Origin of the sequence: Lysinibacillus mangiferihumi, assembly GCF_003049665.1 — a bacterium.
Lineage (GTDB): Bacteria > Bacillota > Bacilli > Bacillales_A > Planococcaceae > Lysinibacillus > Lysinibacillus mangiferihumi.
Window position 1 is genome coordinate 92,816 of the sequence record NZ_PYWM01000016.1, and the last position, 20,288, is coordinate 113,103.

The 20,288-nt window shown below is 37.9% G+C and carries 14 protein-coding genes; 2 read left to right on the top strand and 12 right to left on the bottom strand.

The window, feature by feature from the left end; genetic code table 11:
- Positions 1-138: 138 nt before the first annotated feature.
- The 4 genes from C9J37_RS15475 to C9J37_RS15490 all read right to left on the bottom strand — a co-directional run bounded on the left by C9J37_RS15475 (position 139) and on the right by C9J37_RS15490 (position 6,316).
- Entirely contained in the window at positions 139-2,232 is a 2,094-nt protein-coding gene (locus tag C9J37_RS15475) for a beta-propeller domain-containing protein (protein ID WP_107896048.1), read from the bottom strand.
- A gap of 203 nt (positions 2,233-2,435) precedes the next feature.
- Entirely contained in the window at positions 2,436-3,629 is a 1,194-nt protein-coding gene (locus tag C9J37_RS15480; protein WP_024362758.1) for an acyl-CoA dehydrogenase family protein, read from the bottom strand.
- A 9-nt stretch (positions 3,630-3,638) separates the two neighbouring features.
- On the bottom strand, positions 3,639-4,811 hold the full coding sequence (locus C9J37_RS15485; protein ID WP_107896049.1) for a saccharopine dehydrogenase family protein: 1,173 nt from the start codon (positions 4,809-4,811) through the stop codon (positions 3,639-3,641).
- A gap of 26 nt (positions 4,812-4,837) precedes the next feature.
- Entirely contained in the window at positions 4,838-6,316 is a 1,479-nt protein-coding gene (locus tag C9J37_RS15490) for an aldehyde dehydrogenase family protein (protein ID WP_107896050.1), read from the bottom strand.
- Positions 6,317-6,749: 433 nt separating this feature from the next.
- On the opposite strand from C9J37_RS15490, the gene C9J37_RS15495 reads away from it, so the two are divergent.
- Positions 6,750-7,550 (top strand): TIGR00266 family protein, encoded by an 801-nt coding sequence (locus C9J37_RS15495; protein WP_107896051.1) that lies wholly within the window; start codon positions 6,750-6,752, stop codon positions 7,548-7,550.
- A 230-nt stretch (positions 7,551-7,780) separates the two neighbouring features.
- Here C9J37_RS15495 and C9J37_RS15500 read toward each other — a convergent pair whose 3' ends face one another.
- The 7 genes from C9J37_RS15500 to C9J37_RS15530 all read right to left on the bottom strand — a co-directional run bounded on the left by C9J37_RS15500 (position 7,781) and on the right by C9J37_RS15530 (position 16,642).
- Complete coding sequence (locus C9J37_RS15500) at positions 7,781-9,556, bottom strand: aminopeptidase P family protein (RefSeq protein ID WP_107896052.1); 1,776 nt, start codon at positions 9,554-9,556, stop codon at positions 7,781-7,783.
- Positions 9,549-10,661, bottom strand: a complete 1,113-nt coding sequence (gene eutH / locus C9J37_RS15505) for an ethanolamine utilization protein EutH (RefSeq protein WP_107896053.1) — start codon at positions 10,659-10,661, stop codon at positions 9,549-9,551. The genes C9J37_RS15500 and eutH overlap by 8 nt, the downstream gene beginning before the upstream one ends.
- A gap of 58 nt (positions 10,662-10,719) precedes the next feature.
- Positions 10,720-11,274, bottom strand: coding sequence for a helix-turn-helix domain-containing protein (locus C9J37_RS15510; RefSeq protein WP_107896054.1), 555 nt, complete (start codon positions 11,272-11,274; stop codon positions 10,720-10,722).
- A gap of 225 nt (positions 11,275-11,499) precedes the next feature.
- Positions 11,500-12,462 carry a 2-hydroxyacid dehydrogenase gene (locus tag C9J37_RS15515; protein WP_107896055.1) on the bottom strand — a complete coding sequence of 321 codons (963 nt, stop codon included), beginning with the start codon at positions 12,460-12,462 and terminating at the stop codon, positions 11,500-11,502.
- A 423-nt stretch (positions 12,463-12,885) separates the two neighbouring features.
- Positions 12,886-14,178 carry a globin-coupled sensor protein gene (locus C9J37_RS15520; RefSeq protein WP_107896056.1) on the bottom strand — a complete coding sequence of 431 codons (1,293 nt, stop codon included), beginning with the start codon at positions 14,176-14,178 and terminating at the stop codon, positions 12,886-12,888.
- A 321-nt stretch (positions 14,179-14,499) separates the two neighbouring features.
- Complete coding sequence (locus tag C9J37_RS15525; protein ID WP_107896057.1) at positions 14,500-15,333, bottom strand: undecaprenyl-diphosphate phosphatase; 834 nt, start codon at positions 15,331-15,333, stop codon at positions 14,500-14,502.
- A 229-nt stretch (positions 15,334-15,562) separates the two neighbouring features.
- Positions 15,563-16,642, bottom strand: a complete 1,080-nt coding sequence (locus C9J37_RS15530; RefSeq protein ID WP_107896058.1) for a metallophosphoesterase — start codon at positions 16,640-16,642, stop codon at positions 15,563-15,565.
- A 158-nt stretch (positions 16,643-16,800) separates the two neighbouring features.
- Here C9J37_RS15530 and C9J37_RS15535 point away from each other — a divergent pair, with 158 nt between their 5' ends.
- Positions 16,801-17,949 (top strand): acyl-CoA dehydrogenase family protein, encoded by a 1,149-nt coding sequence (locus C9J37_RS15535; protein ID WP_107896059.1) that lies wholly within the window; start codon positions 16,801-16,803, stop codon positions 17,947-17,949.
- 221 nt (positions 17,950-18,170) lie between these two features.
- Here the strand turns inward: C9J37_RS15535 and C9J37_RS15540 are convergent.
- Positions 18,171-20,288 (bottom strand): histidine kinase dimerization/phospho-acceptor domain-containing protein (locus C9J37_RS15540; protein ID WP_107896060.1); only part of this gene is annotated, 2,118 nt, incomplete at its 5' end.

Sequence of the window (20,288 nt, forward strand, 5' to 3'; positions counted from 1 at the left end):
ATAGAAAAAGTGTTAGATTGACCGCAATCAATCTAACACTTTTTTGCTATGTCGGTGTTATCCGCCTCACCACGCACACGCTAGTTGCCTCTTACGTTGTGTGCGTTCTAAGCAGAAGTCACCACTCCATTTAATCTATTATTTAATAACCAGTGTATCAAGCGCTTTGAAATCTTTTAATTGGTAGCTCTTTACTTCATTGCGAGCAACGGTGTATAAAGTATCGCCAACATAGACAACACGTTGTACAACTTGCTCCCAATTCTCATATTGCTCATTCGTCCTTCCATTTATAATATTTCCTTTTAGCACAATGCCCTTCTCTGCTGTAATTTCGTAAATTTGTGCGCCCTGACCTTGGTAGACTATCTCATCGCCTTTTCCTTCTTCATAAAGCACCACTGGGAAGCCGAAGTAATGATAGTCTTTATTGCGGAATAAAGCTTTTGGATTGTATTGTACATCTGAATAAGAGCCTTTACCGCCTATTTTAACGGTAGATTGCTCTTTAGGATTTTTAAAATCTGTTACATCAAACAAGGACATTTTCATATTCGTTGACACTGTGAAATTGCGTTTCGTATAAGCATCATAACGTTCTTCCGTATCATAACCAATACCTATTAAGTGTGTATCATCAAGCGGATGTAAATAATTGCTATACCCTGGAATTTTCAATTCACCTAGTACTTTTGGTTTTCGTGGATTAGCTACATCAATAACAAATAGCGGATCCACTTGCTTAAACGTTACGACATAGGCTTTCTCCCCCATAAAGCGGGCAGAATACACCTTTTCCCCTGGTGCCATATCCTTTACTGCACCAATTTCTTTTAAGTTCTCATCTAATATGAACAGGTGGTTACGAGAAATATTTTTTTCATCCCACGTATTTCCTTCAGTCGTCACAATGCGGAATTTCCCGTCATACTCATCCATTGAATATTGGTTTAACACTGTTCCTTTCACTTCACTCGTACCTACAAACTTCAAAACCCTTCCATCTAAGTCCCACTTAAACACTTGTGTATCATTTGATTGAGGCATCCAGATTCTATCCTTTATACCTCCCATTGGCGTTATTTGTTTATCGTCATATTTTGGTGTAGTTAAGTAGAGGGCATCTTCTGACATATAAAGTCCACTACTACCACCTAAATAACCTTTCGTACTCGCTGATGTTTTGGCACCATTTTTTAAATCAATTGCTGTAATTAAACTATATGAGCCATCCATCGTGTTTGGTAAAATAGAAATTTTGTCAATAGCTAAGCTTTTGTATTCTTTACTTACTACACTATCATACGTTTTAGGTTTTAAATCTGGTTTACTTCCCTCTTGAAGTATCCAATAATTCGGATGCATGTTACCAATTAAATACAACGTATCATTCGTAATACGTATATTCTGTAAAGAGCCCTCCTGTGCAACTTCCCGTATCACTTTGGGATTTTTCGGATTTGAAATATCATAAAAAGTTGCCGTTGACATACTTGTGCCTGCTTGTTCAATATATTCTTCTCCGATAGCAATTAATAGCTGATCGTATAATGCTAGTTTCGTAATATATTGAGATTCCTTTTGTTTAATTGTCGTTGCAAGTTTCAAATCTTGAGGATGATTAGCGTCAACAACCGTTATACTTTGATCTTTGATAGCGTAAATAAAGCCATCTTTAACAACGACGATATCCCCCTCCTCGACACCTTCTACTTGGTTGTTTGTTGTAGAAGAATTATCTGCAACAGGGGCACTATCTTTACTACTAGAAGCACTATCTTCAAGGACGTTTATTTCTGGCCCTCTATTTCCATTTGCCACAACGGCTTCAAAATATTGTTGTAACTCTTTTTCAGATTTAACAGTCTCTATTTTGTCAATAACAGTAAAGGCAATATCATGCGATGTTGCTTTCAATGTACTATAAGCAAAAGCTTCCTTTTGCACATGTAAGCGGTAACTCCCAGCAGGAAGGTTACTGACAAAAAGAGATTTTTTATCTTCTCCTAATGTAATCGTTGCCGCCACCTTTTTGCCCGATTCATCCGTAACATAGACATATTCATCTGTTACATTTTTTAATGTTTGTGAAAAGGATGCCCGCCAACTTTGCGTTGTCATTATTGTACTTGCTGCTTTAGCTTGTGCCTCTGGGGAAATCATCAATGTAAAAATCCCTGGTAAAGCAGCTAAAACGATAATCATAAATATAGCTAGCCATTTACTTCTCATTATTTTCCACCCCTTCATATTACTTGTTTTATAATTAGACTACTAAAAGGTTATAAAGTTACATTACATGAAAAATTTACATAAAAATAAAAGTGACTACCACCAAATTCAGAATTGTTTCGGTGCCTGGCACCATAACAAAAGGCATCTGGAATAGGTCTTCCTGATGCCTTCTGTACAATAAAAATTAACATGTCTGTCGTTTACTCATCAAAGGGCCATTTCGGTAACATTTTGGCTAATGGCTTATCGTTTCTTCGACCAAGCACATAATCTGCTTGCATAATTGTATGGATTTCTCGTGTACCTTCATAAATAACGGGCGCTTTCGAGTTACGTAAATAACGCGCTACAGGATAATCATCCGAATAGCCGTACGCACCATGAATTTGCAGCGCGTCATCAGCCGCCTTATTGGCAAAATCACATGCCTGCCACTTCGCCAAGGACGTTTCTCTTGTATTACGAATGCCTTTATTTTTCAACTCGCCAACCCGATAAACGAGCAGTCGGCTCATTTGATAGCCCGCTTCCATTTTGGCAATCATCTGTCCGACAAGTTGATGCTCGCCAATAGGCTTCCCAAATGTCTCTCGTTCATGACAATATTTCACACTTGCCTCAAGACACGCTTGAATAAGCCCAACTGCACCTGCAGCCACTGTAAAGCGACCATTATCCAGTGCGGACATCGCAATTTTAAAACCCTCTCCCTCTTCTCCTAAACGATTTTCAACTGGAATGCGTAAGTCTTCGAAAAAGAGCTCCCCTGTATTGCCAGCCCGAATACCGTACTTGCCTTTAATCGCCTTAGAAGTAAAGCCAACCATAGAGCGTTCTACAATAAAGGCACTGATACCATGGTGCTTTTTCGCTTTATCTGTGTAAGCAAAGACAATAAAATGATCTGCTATATCACATAAGGAAATCCATGTTTTTTGCCCATTCAGCACATAACAATCACCATCTCGTATGGCTGTTGTCGTCATGGCCGCTACATCCGAACCTGCACCTGGCTCAGTCAGCCCAAAAGCCCCAATCCGTACCCCCTTCGCCTGTGGTACAAGGTATTGCTGTTTCTGCGCCTCGGTGCCCCATTGCATTAACGTCATACTATTTAAACCTATATGGACGGATACAGCTGTTCGAAAGGCCGTATCCCCCCGTTCAAGTTCCTCACAAACAATGGCTAGTGCGTTATAATCCATGCCGCTACCACCGTACTTTTCTGGCACGCAAACACCCATTAGTCCGAGCTCAGCTAGTCTTGACCAAATGCTTGTATCAAAGCTTCCTGCGGCGTCCCATTTTGCAATATGTGGCATTATTTCATCATCCACAAACTGGCGTACGGTTTTTCGTAAGATTTCCTGCTCCGTTGTAAAATCGAAATTCAAGGACCTCACCTACCATTTCACAATCATTGCAGACTTATGTGATGTTTCTTTAATGACAACACCACGCTTCGCCATTTCTTTAATATACGTCTCCCCTGGAACAATCGTTTCTGGAGCAAACACGCCACGTTCTGTAATAGCGCCATCACCAATCATTTGGGCAACGACAGAAATTGTATTCGCTGTTGCACGAGCCATCGCTGTTTCATTATTCGTCATATCTTTACGTACGACCATTTCGTATTCATATGTGACCTGCTGTTGCGCCTTTTCTCCTGAAACAATTACTCGTAATAACACCGCATCAGGCTTTGTTCCAAGTTCAAGCTTCTTCTTAAGCGCCTCCCTGACAACAGCTCTTACAGGCACTTCTTGGTTATCCACTTCTACATTATTACTTGCATCTAAAAAGCCTAAATCAGCTAGCAATTTAAACTTTTCTGCATGCCCTTTATATCGTATTGTCTTATATTCTAATGTGTGGACATTTGGGAATGTCTTATAAAGAGTGGATATGCCACCCGATGTATAAAATGCCTCAAGCACACCAAAATCATCGAAATAGATAGGCTCAATGCCTGATAATGATGGAACTTCTTCAAGTTTCCCCTTTTGAATCATTTTAGAAGGCTCTGTATAGTGGTCAAATACACCATCTAGTGAAAAGACACGCGTATAGTGCAACGGTGGCTTCGGCTCTGTTGGAATACCACCTACATAGAGTTTAATAGATTCCACTTCATCTAATTTTGTTGCGCCATAGCCCGCTAATATATTGACCATACCTGGAGCTACACCTAAGTCAGGAATAAGTGTCACACCTTTTGCCTTTGCTTCTTCATGTAACGCTAAAATCTTATCCGTTACACCGCCAATATGCCCACCTAGATCGACAGAATGGACACCGGCTTCTATCGCAGCTCGTGCTACACGTTCATTGAACGAATAGAACAGTGCATTGACAACAACATTACCTTTCGCAATAACCGATGTTAAAGAGTCATCATTTTCCGCATGAAGCTCTACGACTTCAACTTTATCTGTCTTTAACGTCTCAACAAATTTTTGGGCTGTCTTTACATCAATATCCCCTAAAATGACCTGTTCCACTTTACTATTTTTTATTAAATCACGAGCAACCTCTTTCCCCATCAATCCTGCACCTAATACAACAACTTTCATCAAGAACATCCCCTTTCATTGATCTGTTACTTTGTATCGATTTGTGCTCTTTGTAATTTACCGCTGTAGTCAACGTATATGCTCTTCCATTCTGTGTAAACGTCCAATGCTGCCACACCGGAATCTCGATGTCCATTTCCTGTTCCTTTCGTTCCGCCGAATGGCAAATGGATTTCTGCACCTGTTGTACCTGCATTGATATAGACAATACCTGTATCTAAGTCGCGTTGAGCGCGGAAAATCGTATTCACATTTTGTGAGAAAATAGAGCTTGATAAGCCAAATTTCACACCATTATTGACTTGGATTGCTTCATCTAAATTTGCCACTTCAATAAGAGAGACGACCGGACCAAAAATTTCTTCCTGTGCAATAATCATATGAGGCTTTACATTTGTAAACAATGTTGGCTCATAGTAAAACCCTTTATCATAAGGTGCTTCATTTAAAATTTTGCCGCCTGTTAATAAGGTTGCACCTTCTTGTTTACCAATCTGTACATAATGATTAATTTTTTCTAATGCCGCTCTATTAATCACCGGACCGATTTTCACAGTTTCATCCAAACCGTCTCCAATTGTTAAAAACTGCATTGCTTCTAATAGACGATTTTCTAATTCTTCTTTTACATCTTTATGCACAATGACACGACTACATGCTGTACATCGTTGACCAGCGGTGCCAAATGCGCTCCATAATATTGCTTCTGTAGCGAGCTGTAAGTCTGCATCATCCATAACAATGACAGCATTTTTGCCGCCCATCTCTAGCGAAATTTTCTTTAAATGTTTGCCGCCAAGTTCCGCCACCTTACTTCCTGTTGAGGTAGAGCCGGTAAACGATATGACTTTTACATCAGGATGCTCTATTAGCGCTGTTCCGACAGTTGGCCCTGTACCAAAAACAATATTTGCTACCCCTTCCGGTAAGCCAACCTCTTCAAAAATTTTCCCCATTTCATAAGCCATCATCGGCGTTTCATTTGATGGTTTCCAAATAAATGTATTGCCAGCGACAATTGCAGGGAAAGATTTCCATGTAGCAATTGCCACTGGGAAATTCCAAGGAGTTATTAACCCTACTACGCCTATTGGTGCGCGTACACTCATAGCAAATTTATTGGCAAGCTCTGACGGTGTCGTCTCTCCAAATAACCGTCGACCTTCACCTGCCATATAATAAGCCATATCAATTCCTTCCTGTACCTCACCTCTAGCTTCTTCAATCACCTTACCCATTTCTTTTGTTAAAACGGTCGCCAAATATTCTTTCTTGTCTTTCATCTTTTGACCTATGGCATATAAATAATCTGCACGCTTTGGTGCTGGCACAAGTGCCCAACTTTTTTGTGCTGCCTTCGCTACAGCTACCGCTTCCGTCACTTCATTTGCAGTTGAAAGTGGTATTGTTGCTAAGTGCTCTCCGTTTGCAGGATTCGTCACTGCTATACTTTGTAAATGCGAATGTGTAACCCATTTACCACCGATATAGTTTTTAATCTCCATTACACACACCCCCTGATATATCTATGATGCCTTGGCTTCTTTGAACACGTTGCTAATGCTACAGAAAATACCCGTCGCTCTCGCCCTCTATGTGTACTGCATTATATATATGCAGATACAAAATGCCAAAATTCCGAATTTTCATAACAAAGATATGACTCGAATAATAATTCCGAAGCAATGTTAGGTTAAAATATCGGTGGCACTTGCCAAAGGCTTTATCTTCATTTCCAGTAATTTCAACTAGATGATGCTACTTTCACCACTAGTAGAAAAATAACTGACAAAAGATAAATAATACACATTCTAGTTTTTTATATTCGACATTTTCTATCTTAATCCCTTTTTTTCTAAAATTATTAATTATGTAATGAAACTATCCTGCATAATAATCGTATACAATAACAACAAATGATATTGGAGGAATTACACGATGAATAACCATGAGATCGACTACAAAGTATTTGGGGATGACATGCAATATGTGCAAGTCGAACTTGATCCGCAAGAAACGGTGGTAGCAGAAGCTGGCGCCTTAATGATGATGGATGATGCGATTCAAATGGAGACAATTTTCGGAGATGGTTCGAAAGGCAATAGCCAAAGCGGTCTTATGGGGAAATTACTCGGCGCAGGGAAACGTCTAGTAACTGGAGAAAGCTTATTCATGACAACATTTACAAATATCGGTACAGGGAAACGCCATGTCTATTTTGCGTCTCCGTACCCAGGTAAGATTATTCCGATGGATTTAAGTCAACATAAAGGGAAAATTATTTGTCAAAAGGATGCTTTTTTAGCTGCTGCTAAGGGCGTTTCTGTTGGTATCGAATTCCAGAAAAAAATTGGCGTAGGCTTCTTCGGTGGTGAAGGCTTTATTATGCAAAAGCTTGAAGGCGATGGTATGGCTTTTGTACACGCTGGTGGGGCAATTCATCGAAAAACGCTACAGCCAGGTGAAGTATTACGTGTGGATACAGGCTGTTTAGTGGCGATGACTTCTGACGTTGATTATAATATCGAAATGGTTGGCGGCGTAAAAACGGCACTATTCGGTGGAGAAGGTATCTTCTTTGCAACTTTACGTGGCCCTGGTACTGTATGGGTTCAATCATTACCATTTAGCCGATTAGCAAGCCGCGTCTTCGCTGCAGCACCGATTTCACAAGGCGGTGGCGGACATTCATCAGGTGAAGGTGGTATCGGTGGTCTATTTGATATGTTCAATAAGTAACTAGCCAAATAGACCGTGTACTTTCTTTAAAGAGTTCGATTGACCGTAGTCAAACGAACTCTTTTTGTTACGCAGTTGAGGTCCGCTACGTCAAGAAGCTTGGCCTTGACCATCAACGAGTACAATCTGCTAAATAAAAAGCCCAATTGCTCAACGTTACGCTGAGAAATTAGGCTTTTTACTGTTATCATCAGATGGCGATAGGATAGCGTTTTTGTCCGCTAAACTTTTTATATTGCTTTTGTTTCTTCCCTTAGCCATACTTGTTCTTCTTCGTTTAAATAAGGAGCTAGCGTAGTGTATACCTCTTGATGGTAATGATTTAGCCATTGCTTTTCACTTTCTGTTAACATGTCTTGATTAATACCTGCTAAATCAATAGGACAATACGTTACTGCTTCAAACTTCATAAATCGACCAAATTCTGTTGTCTCATCTTCTACTACTGACATCATATTTTCAATTCGAATGCCATACTTGCCTTCAAGGTAAATTCCCGGTTCATTCGTAATAATCATGCCTTTTTCTAATGGCACATGATTGGTATTGCGGATGCTTTGTGGCCCTTCATGAACATTCAAGAAAAAACCTACACCATGGCCTGTGCCACATTTATAATCCAAGCCATACTGCCAAATTGGTTGTCTTGCTAAAACATCTAGGTTAGCTCCTGTTGCACCGTACAAAAATTTCACTGAGCTTAATGCAATAAACCCTTTTAACACTAAAGTAAAATCTCTTTTTTGTTCATCCGTAAGACTTCCTAAAACAATTGTCCGTGTAATATCTGTTGTTCCATCATAATACTGTCCGCCTGAATCAATTAAAAATAGACCTTCATTTTTCAGCGTATATTGTGTTTCTTTATTAGCTTTATAATGCATCATCGCAGCATGGTCTTGATAACCTGCAATCGTATCGAAGCTAGGCCCTACAAATCCTTCTTGCTCTCTTCTGAAATTTTCTAATCTTTCTTCTGCAGCAATCTCTGTAATTTCTTCTTTATCTACAAAGTGTTTTAACCATTTTATAAATTTCACCATAGCTAAACCATCTTTTATTTCACACCATTTTAGATTTTTTATTTCCACTTCGTTCTTAATAGCTTTTAAGTTAGTCGTCATGTTAGGACTTTCAATTTTTGTTACATGACTGTTAATGGCATTATACAATCTAATATTTGTTTTATTTGTATCTAAACTAACAGCATCTCCGCCCGAAAGGTTTGCTAAAAAAGCTTCAATTTCATGATACTCCCTTAACGCAATACCTTCCCCCTCCAGTTCCGATTTAAGCGCAGTAGGGACCTTGCAAGAATCAATAAATAAATAACATGTATGTTCTGCTACGATGACATTCGCTATAGCCACTGGATTGTTAGGTACATCTGCTCCTCTAATATTCAATAGCCATGCAATATCATCAAGAGAAGTTAAAATATAATAATTCGCTCCTTTATTTTTCATTTCCGCTCTTACTTCATCTAATTTCTCCACACGTGATTTCCCAGCATAGTTGACGTCATGACTAAAAATCGTTCCTTTAGGAATCTCTGGTCGATCTCCCCATAACTCATCAATTAAATCTTGATCCATTTTGAATAAGATTGCCTTGGCTTTTAAATCTTTTTCCATACTTCTAACCATATCAATTGAAAAAACATTTCCATCAAAACCCACATTGCTTCCTTCTTCAAGAACATCTGCTAGCCATTCTGTATAAGAAGGCACCCCTGGATCCATCATTCTAAATAATCTAATACCTGAATTTTCAAGTTGCTTGTCAGCTTGAATATAATATCTGCCATCTGTCCATAAGCCAGCATCTTTTAAAGTAATGACTACCGTCCCTGCAGACCCTGTAAAGCCTGATAGCCATTCTCTACCTTTCCAATAATCTGCTACATATTCTCCCTGATGTGCATCAAAACTTGGAACGATATAAGCATCCAGTTGATGTTTTACCATAAGCTCTCTTAACTTTTCGACTCTATCTCTACTATTCATTACGAATACCTCCATTTTCCTTTAAGTGAATTTTTTTATTTTCTCGATCATACAGCCATAAGGCCAATGCTATACTAATAAACCCTGCAGTAAGCTTTGCTACTATAAACGCACCTAGCATTTCCGGAGCTACTTCTGATATAAAACCAAATTGACCCCCAAATACAAATGCTCCACTTACGCCAAAAGCCGTACATACCACTTTTCCTTTAGGGTTCATCTCCTTATATGTTCCAAATATTAATAGATTACTAGCTAAATTTCCGAGAAGGCCCGCTACTGACACAGCATTAATGCCAACTCTCTCTCCTAATGCTTTAAAACTTTTTTTAAAAATTCCACTTAGCATGGCTAGCATCGGATATGCTCCCGCTAAAATAAATGCAATTTTTCCTACTATAATAATCGATTCAGATAGCGGTGCTAATCCTGAAACAAGCTTTACACCAAATATCACGTCAATGCCTTGTAATAGCAATCCAACAGTACTTAACGTCACTATAAACTTTCCAAATAGATTAAAAGCTTTTATAAAAACATGTGGAGTCTTGAGTAATCCGACCCCTAACATAATAGTAAAAACAAATATAGGGACCAGATTCCATACAAGTAGAATGATATTTATTTTTTGCCATAAGCCTGCTACAAGACATCCAATTGGTATAGTAATAATGCCAATTAGCACACCTTTAGCAAAATATTTTTCATCCTCTTTAGCAAGCATCCCTAACGCAACAGGTATTGAAAAACTAACGGTGGCTCCTAAAGTAGATGCAATGATAATTCCTGAAAATGCTCCCATCTCATTTGACAAAGCAAGCTTTTCAGCCATTTGAAAGCCTCCCATATCGACAGCTAGAAATGCTGCTGGAATAATGGAAGGGTCCAGATGAAATACTTTACTTATTGGACTAATGTGAGCGGATAAAAAATTTGTTAATACAGGTGCTAAAGACAGTATTCCTATCATACCAAGCCCTAAAGCCCCCATCGTTTTTATGCCTTCCTCAAATTTTTCGCCCAATTTTAAATGATTCCCAGTGATGTAATCAATCCCACCGATTACAAAAAAAGAACCAATTAGGTATAATACAAATTTATCCATTACTATTATCACTTTCTATAAGCTTTATTACTGCTCGCTAGCTGTAGTATACATCCTACTATTTGAAAAGATAATTAGGTGTATTAACAGCGATAAGCTTAACCTTTTTATTAGTGTAATTCGCCCAATTGTGAGAGATAGTTGAGTCCATATGAACACAATCACCAGGATACACTTCATGTCGATACCCATTTATGTAAACGGTTAATATACCTTCTAAAACGTAAATAAACTCTTCGCCATCATGCGTATAAGATAAAATTTCTTCATCTTGCTTTTGCGGTAGAATTTCGATAAGCCTTGGAACAAGTTGTTTATTTTCCAAGTTGGTGCTTAAACTATACTTAATAAATCCACCTTCTACAGCTTCCATTATTTCTTGCTCATAACTTCTTAAAACGATATCTTTCCGCTTATGTGGATAATCAAAAAAATATGTTAAATGGACTCCCAATATAGTAGCTAGCTTTTCAAGTGAATCGACTGCTATCGTAGTAAGCCCCCTCTCTAATTGAGACAAAAACCCAACAGATAGTTCGCTTCTTTCACTTAACTCTTTCAAAGTAATACCTTTGTCAGTCCTCAATTTTTTTATTTCCATCCCTATATTCATCATCTCACCTCTTTTTTCATAATTGTGAACAATATAATATATATCAATCTAATTCGCAATGTATTATGAAATAAATTCATAATAATGAAATTTACCTTATGGACATTTTCCTGCATATACAAGTAGTGTCTGTAATACCCCTCTGTTTTGGCACAAAAAAGACGCTTGATCCATTTTAGATCTGCGCCTAGATTTATTTACTTTCTATGAGCCAAGCTCCATTGGTTAATCGATTCTATTTGAAAGTGGCTTACCCTGCACATATGCCATTAGAGCATTGACATTGAGCATTAGCATAGCTGTTCTTGTCTTTAAAGATGCACTACCAATATGCGGTAATACAACAACATTTGGTAAGGTTAATAGTGGATGATCCAATGCAACTGGTTCCTGTTCAAAAACATCTAGACCAGCAGCCCATAGCTTGCCATTTTTCAAGGTATCATAAAGGGCATTCTCGTCAATAATACCACCACGAGACGCGTTAATTAATACCGCATCTTCCTGCATTAAGGCAAGCTCCTTTGCACCAATTAAACCGACCGTATCTTTATTATAGGGTGTCATAATCACAACAAAATCAGATTTTGTTAAAAGCTCTTCAAGTGATGCATAGCAAAACCCATACATTTCTTCTGCTTCATGGCGACGTCTACGGTTATGATATAAAACTTTCATATCAAAACCTTTTGCTCGTCTTGCAACAGCCTGCCCAATACGCCCCATTCCGATTATCCCAATTGTTGCGCCTGATACATCTTTACCAACTAATTGCATAGGGTACCAGCTTTGCCATTTACCTTCACGTAAATAACGCTCGCTTTCTGGTATTCTACGTGCTGTTGCTAGCAATAAACCGAATACTAAATCAGCCGTCGTATTAGTTAACACACCAGGCGTGTTTGTTGCCATAATGCCTCTTTTACGTAATGCTGGCACATCAATATTGTTAAAGCCCACTGCTAAATTTGTCACAAGTTTTAAATTGGGGGCGTGTGAAAGCAATTCCTCATCGACTTGATCCGCTATCGTTACCCACAAAACTTCACAGTTTGCAACGGCTGCTAAAAGTTTTGCGCGAGGTATAACGGTCTCCTCTTCCTCCCATTGTTCAATATCATAATGCTCCTCTAAAGGCTCGACAAACTGAGCCGGGAATTTACGTGTAATAAACAATTTCTTTTTCATCATCCAACACCCCTTATTCGTTTCCCCATTTTGCCTATAGCGTAACACTAATATGGGAAGGTCACAAGTAAGCTTTTTCAATCATTTTTCCCACTTAACCCCTTTTTAAAAAGCGGTTTTTAACTTTTTTATTCTATCCTCCATTTTAGTAAATCTATCCTTCTGTTCAGGCATTCTATCCGTTTATTTCAAAAATATCCCATCTGAAATTTCGACAGTTCTAGTCAAAAAAATATACCTTTTGTTGTACATAGCTCGGAATAACATTAAAAGGCATCAAGTAGTTGAACTTAATACCTTTAGTCATATTTATGCTTTTTTAGTTATAAAACGGAATTTATATCCAATTGTTAATTGGTGTAAAGTACGGTGATTATCCTACTTTGAATGTACAGAGCAAGACGCTAAATGCTGCGTTTTCAGTTAGAAATCTTTAATGGTCATATCTAGACGACTTGCAACTCGTTCTAATTGCTCGGAAGATTCTCCAATGGATTCAATGACATTCGCCAATTCCGTTATTTGACTTCCGACATTTTGAAAGTTGACAATAGAGCCTTCCACCGAGCCGGATATTGCGTCGAAAGCTTTTAATGAATTCAAGTTTTGCTCGATACTGCTATTGACAAGCTCTTGAATTTCTTGAATGGCTTGTACGACATGTTTTGTAATCCCATTGGACATACCGATTAACTCCGCAATTTGTTCTACAGATTCTTTCGTTTGGTCTGCCAGCTTACGCACCTCATCTGCTACAACTGCAAAACCTTTTCCATGTTCTCCAGCTCTTGCAGCTTCAATTGCTGAATTCAATGCTAGTAAATTGGTTTGTCCAGAAATGTTTTTGACAATTTCAATGACATTATTTATTTTTGAAGAGGAATGATTGAGTTCCTCCACCATCATTGCCATTTTAATCGTTTTATCATTGATTTTGCCTGTTTGCTCATTTAACAATACAATTTTCGAATAACCTTCCGATGAAACCTTTTGCATCATTTTAGCCTCATCGATACTGTCTTTTAAGTATGCATTCACTTGCTTTGTGCTAGAAATAAGCTCCATTACTGACTCATTTGTATCATGTGACTGTGCCTCTAATTGCGTCGAAATACCACCCACTATATCCTTTACATGTGTCCGTACACTCATTCGTTGCTCTTCTATTAAAGAATTGGAGTAGTTATTATATTCTTCTAGCACAATCTGTTGTTCGAAATTACACATTTTACTTACTGCATCACAATACTTCTCTTCTTCTTCTTTAGACAAATATAAATTATAAACAGTCTTGCGCAAAGATTTTTCTAAGTTTTGAAACGCAGCTAAATACCATTTTGGATATAAGTTAATCTTTACATGCACCTTGCCTACATTTCGCCTTTTTTCTATAAAGGCATTATCTATTCTTCCTTCAAACATTTCAATTATATGGTGGCGAAGTGTTTGGCGAAGACGTTCACTCGAACTGTACTTTTGAATAACATCCCGTAAAGTCGGTATACTCTCAACGGCCTTATAAAATGTTTCAACAATATCCACAACATTTTGTTCGATATAAGGCTTTAAACTTTTTATTAACTGCAAGTCCTGTTTTGTGAGATTGACAAGTTGTAACTGTAGCAAACGTTCCTGATCTTGAATAATTACACCTGTATTTGACACATCATTCATCACAATTGTATTTTGCTTAGGTCTATTTCTAAATTGAAACATCTCTCCACCCCATAAATTAAAATATTATGTCTATTCTTTTTGAATGTTAAAATCTATTAGCTAAAATAAGTAGTATGACCTTTTCTATTATTGATTATAAAGTGTATGTAATAATAGTTACAATAGTTCGGTAAAATTTATCTACTATACCACCATTTTACACTAATTTCATCCTTTTTATATAACCTTATACCTAATTACCTTTATATACATTATTATCAATTGGATATTATTAATATGTAAGTAGTACTTATTCTAAACAAAAAGTTCTAAATTCAAAAAAAAGCCACTCATTGTTGTGACAAATGAGTGACTTTTTAATTACATAAATATAATAACACTAAGAATTGCAGCTAACACTAAGCGATAGATTGCAAATGGCATTAGTTTTACTTTTGAGATAAGTGCTAAGAAAAACTTAATGGATAATAATGCAAATACAAATGAACTAATAAAACCAACTACATAAAACCCTAAATAATCCATTGAAAGCGTATCCCAGTTTTTTAATACTGATACAAGGCTGGCACCTGCCATTATAGGAACCGCCATAATAAATGTAAAATCAGCAGCTACACGGTGACTAATCCCGAAAAGAACCCCACCTGAAATTGTTGCCCCTGAACGAGAGAATCCTGGCCATAACGATAAGCACTGTACTAAACCAACTTTAAACGCCATGCCGTAAGAAATTTCATCTAATGAATTAACTTTTGGTCTTCTTGGAGCCAATTTATCGGCAGCAATCATTAAAATTGCCCCTGCAACTAATGCATAAATAACATGCTCTACTTTAAATAAATGGTCGTCAATAAAATCTTTAAAAGCAAAACCTAGCACTACTGCTGGTAACATACCAACAATCACATGCATTAAGTTAAAACGACCCGTCATCGATTTTGACTGTCCATCAATATTATAGAGGCCAACTAGACTTAGCATACGCTTCCACATGACCACGATAACCGCTAAAATGGACCCCAGCTGAACAACAATTTTAAACGTATTAGCCGGATACTTTCCTAAAAACTCTTCTGTCTTCAACCACATATCATCGACAATAATCATATGACCTGTAGATGATACTGGTGCAAACTCTGTCATTCCTTCGACAAAGCCTAAAATAAGTGCCTTTAATAATTCTATTATCTCCACATTGTCACCTTACCTTTTAACGTTATTCTACTTTTGTTCTACGGGGGGAATCAGAGCTTCCGCAACATAAAGAAATGCCACAAATGATAAAAAGTCTCTGTGTACGTTCCATTTAAAATCACCTAGACTACATTCTTTTGTGCCCACGATATTTGAAAGACTTAGCTTTAAGAGATTTTTGCGCACACCAACTTATTATAAGCTACTCTTTTTTCTTATACTACCTCTTTTACTGAAAAGTAATATCAACTACCCATAGCTCAGAACGACTGCCGATGCGCATTGGTGGTCCCCAAAATCCAAAGCCCGATGAAACAAGTGTATGCATTTGTCCCTTCAGCTTATAACCATAATCTAGTTCAAACACACGTGCCGTAATATAGTGATTTGGCCATAGCTGCCCTTTATGCGTATGTCCAGACATATGAAGGTCTACCCCTGTACGCGCAGGTGTTGTCAAATCATCTGGTGTATGATTCATAACAAACCAAGGCAACTGGTCGCTCAATTTCAAAGCTTCAAGATGCTTCCTTTCTTTATTCGTTTTATCTTCTTGGCCTGTTATTATAAACGCATTGTTCACTCGAATTGTTTCATCTCGCAGAATTTTAACACCAGCTTTTTTCATTTCTTCTACAAATTCGGCAATTTTCTTTCCGTAATATTCGTGATTACCAAGTACTCCGTACACACCATAAGTAGCTGTTAGCTGTTTCATTACTTCAGCCATTCCCTCTTGAACAAACCATTTTGGATCATCATCCACAATATCTCCTGCTAAAAAAACCACATCTGGCTCCGCTTCATTTGATAACTTAACAAAACGTTGTAAATGCTTTTTGTTTGATAGCACGCCTAAATGAAAATCCGAAGCAACGACAACACGCATCGAGGATAGCTCACTATCCTTTTGATCCATTACAATATTTAAATGCCGGACAACTGGAGAGTATGCAAAATAAGAACCGAAAATCCATAAAATAAAGAAAATAGCAACTGCTAAACTACCAATTATGCGAATATTGTGAAATGGTGTTAGCCACATCACAAGCTGTACAGTTAAACATAATAACAAGCCATATTCAAATATAAACATCCAATAATTACCTATAACTGAAAATACGCGTAAAGACTCGTGTAGCCTTCCGATAATAATGCCAAAAGAAACAATATAAAGTATGAGCCAATAAAAAATGGGATAGTGAAACCAATTCATCGCGACAAGCCATTGCTTGATGCCCCAGCCCAAATAGAAAGTTAAAGCGCTATATATACTTAAAACAACAAATCCTGCAACAATTTTTGCCATATAGTAGTCCTCTTCTTTCCTATATTCATTGTGATTATAGCATTCCATATAAGAATCGTATTTTTAAAAGCACTTTTATTTTGCGCTGTATTTCAGTAACATTATAGATGTACTAGAAATTTTTTGCATAAACGAGCGAATAAAGGGGTGTTGTCTCAATGGGGAAGTACAAATTTGAATCAACAGAACATGAGTTATTCCGTAAAACGTTACGTAAGTTTTTAGCTGAAGAGGCAGAGGTACATTATGATCAATGGGAAAAAGATCACCTTATTCCACTAGAGTTTTGGCACAAGCTCGGACAATTAGGTTACTTATGTCCTCAAGTCGAAGAAGCGTACGGAGGCCTAGGGTTAGATTTCAGCTTTAGTGTTATTATTCAAGAGGAGTTAGAACGCGTAGGTTCAAGCCTAATCGGTGTCGGTTTGCATAATGATATCGTTGTTCCGTATATCGAGGCATATGGAAGCGCTGCGCAAAAATCGCGTTGGCTTCCAAAATGTGTAACAGGCGAGACGATTACTGCCATTGCTATGACTGAACCAGGAACAGGCTCCGATTTAGCCAATATCCAAACAACGGCTATTCGCGATGGCGATCATTTTATTGTCAATGGTCAAAAGACTTTTATCACAAATGGTATTCATGCAAATTTAGTGGTGGTTGCCGTAAAAACAAATCCTCATGCAGAGAAAAAGCATCGAGGTATTAGCCTTATCGTCATTGAGGAAGGAACACCAGGCTTTACAAAAGGACGCAAACTTGAAAAAGTAGGGATGCATGCACAGGATACAGCTGAACTATTTTTTGAAGATTGCCGTGTCCCAGTAGAAAATTTACTCGGGGAGGAAGGAAAAGGCTTTACCTATATGATGGAAAAGCTCCAACAAGAGCGTCTAGCTGTTGCAATTGCTGCCCAATCAGCTGCCGAAGATATGCTTGCTTTGACGGTTGATTATGTGAAATCGCGTCAAGCTTTTGGCAAATCCATTAGTGACTTCCAAAATACGCAATTTAAAATTGCTGAAATGGCCACTAAAATAGAACTTGGCAAAACTTTTTTAGAATCCTTAATTGAAGAGCATATTGCCGCTCAAGATGTTGTGACAAAGGTCTCTATGGCAAAATACTGGATTACCGAAAATGCACGCGATATAGCAGCCCAATGTATGCAGTTACACGGTGGCTATGGCTATATGGAAGAATATAAAATTGCAAGACGTTATCGTGATATACCCGTAATGTCAATCTACGCAGGCACAAATGAAGTAATGAAAATGATTATTGCCAAAAATGTAGGCTTATAAAAGCATTGTTAGTGAACACTAGTTGTTGGTAGCGGAGGCGGCGACTCCTGCTCAGAACGCACACATCGTAAGACGCAGGCATCTCGCGCGTCAGCGAGGGTTGCGGCTTACGATGTGCCCGCGGAAAGCGCCCGCTGTAGCGGACAACAACGGCATAGAAAAAGTGTTAGATTGATTGCAATCAATCCAACACTTATCTCTTTGTACCGTCCTCTTGTCTGTTACACTGCCGGTATACGTACAATTACTTTAAATAAATCTCCATCTACTTCTATACTCATACGCGCTCCGTGCAAATCAACAATAGATTGCGCAATGGCTAAACCTAAGCCTGAGCCCTCCGTATGACGCGAAGCATCGGCTCGCTTAAAGCGTTCAAACAATTCATCAGCATTTTCGCTTATTTCATATTTCGCAACATTTTTCACCGTGAATTCAGCATCACCATTTGCCGTTCTTTTTAACGTAACATAGACACGTGTACCTTCTAATGCATATTTCAATACATTGACGATTAAATTATCAATCAATCTCCACCATTTTTGACCGTCCACATAAGCGTAAATCGGCTCATTCGGCATTGTCATACGCAAGTCTAAGCGTGCCTGCGATAAATCCTCCTCATGCTCTCCAACTGCTTGCTGTACAAGCTGTGTGACATCCACACGACTTCGATGGAGCTCAATATTGCCACTCGCCATTTTGGATACTTCAAATAGATCCTCAATTAGCACTTTTAAACGGTCTGATTTTTTATCGAGAATATGAATATACTGCTTACGCTCCTCTTCCGTAATATCTGGATTTTTCAATAAATCTGTATACGTAATGATTGATGTTAAAGGCGTACGTAAATCATGGCTGACGTTTGTAATAAGCTCTGTTTTTAAACGTTCACTCTTTGCCTGCTCATGCATTGATGTACGAACACCTTCACGTAAGTGATTAAGATTTTCGGCATGGGCTGCTAATGGGGATTTCCCCTTCACTTTTACATCTCGATTAAGTCGCCCTTCTGCCATATCCTTTGTATCTTTCATAATGCGATTTAAATAGCCCATTTTGGATAAGAAGACAACCATTGCTGGGATACCAACAATCCCACAGATGCCGAATACTATAACCGGAAATCCTCCACCCGTAATAACACTCGCAACAAAACTACCACCACCAAAAAAGGCAGCTGCGACCATGACAATCGAGTTTAGTGCGATAGATCGATTTAAAAATAAATCGGTCATGGATTCTCCAATTCCCCATAAATAACTGTCTCTTGCATGTTCACTTAGCTTTTCAACAGTATTTACGCGACCATATAACCAAATAACTTGCACGAAAAACGCAACACCAATAATAATCAAAATCAATGCTTTAAATGCAAAGTCAATTAAAAAACGCACATAATTGTATTGATACATATATTCAATTGCTTCAAATGCAGCATATGAAGAAAACCAATAGATACAGCCTGTAATAAACACTATGACAATTTGGATATCAATGCGAAACTTCGCTAGAGATTCTTTTTCTTTTAGTGCCCCAATCGTTGGCAGCAATTCTTTCCGCCCTTTCCAAGCAAAAAATGCTGCAATTAGACTTGATATCCAAATCATAAAGAACATATATTGATTGCGTTTAAATTGGTCATAGCCTCCCATAATTGCTGCGGATTGGGCTGCTTTTTTAGAAATCGTAATCGTCCCAGTGTAATCAGTCATTTCATTCAATAGGTCGGATTCGATGTATACATCTGAACCGTATAATAAATTACTTGAATTGTTACTAATACTTCCTGTTCTTAATGGATGTTGTATATACGTTTTTTTGTATACATTACTGTCAGTAATATTTCCTGAGCGATAGATTTCACCGTTTTCATTTGTTAATTCATAAGAAAAATAATTATAATTTTTCGCGAAATCTTTTGCTTCATCTTTTACAGATTTTATATATTTATCAATAAGCGCGCCCTTTTGCGCCACAATTTTCTTGCGAACATATTCATCATCTTCAAAGTTTTTCGTAATATCTTTTATTTTGGCATCTCGCTCATTTTCAAGCTTTGTCTTTAAATCATTGGCATTATTATCAGCTGCTTCTTGAATACGAGACTCATATTGACTTTTTATATTCTCAATTTGTGTGCCAAGTGAGCCATAATAATTTCGATGTTCCTCAATTTCATTTTGCGAAACTGTAATCTTGCTCTTCAATTCCTCTGCGGTTGGTATATTTAACGCTAGCGGTCCTATTTCTGCTAGGAAATTGTCCAGTTCATGTTGAAAGTTTTCAGATTGAAAATAAGATTTTCCTACATCCTGATAACCAATTTTTGAAAA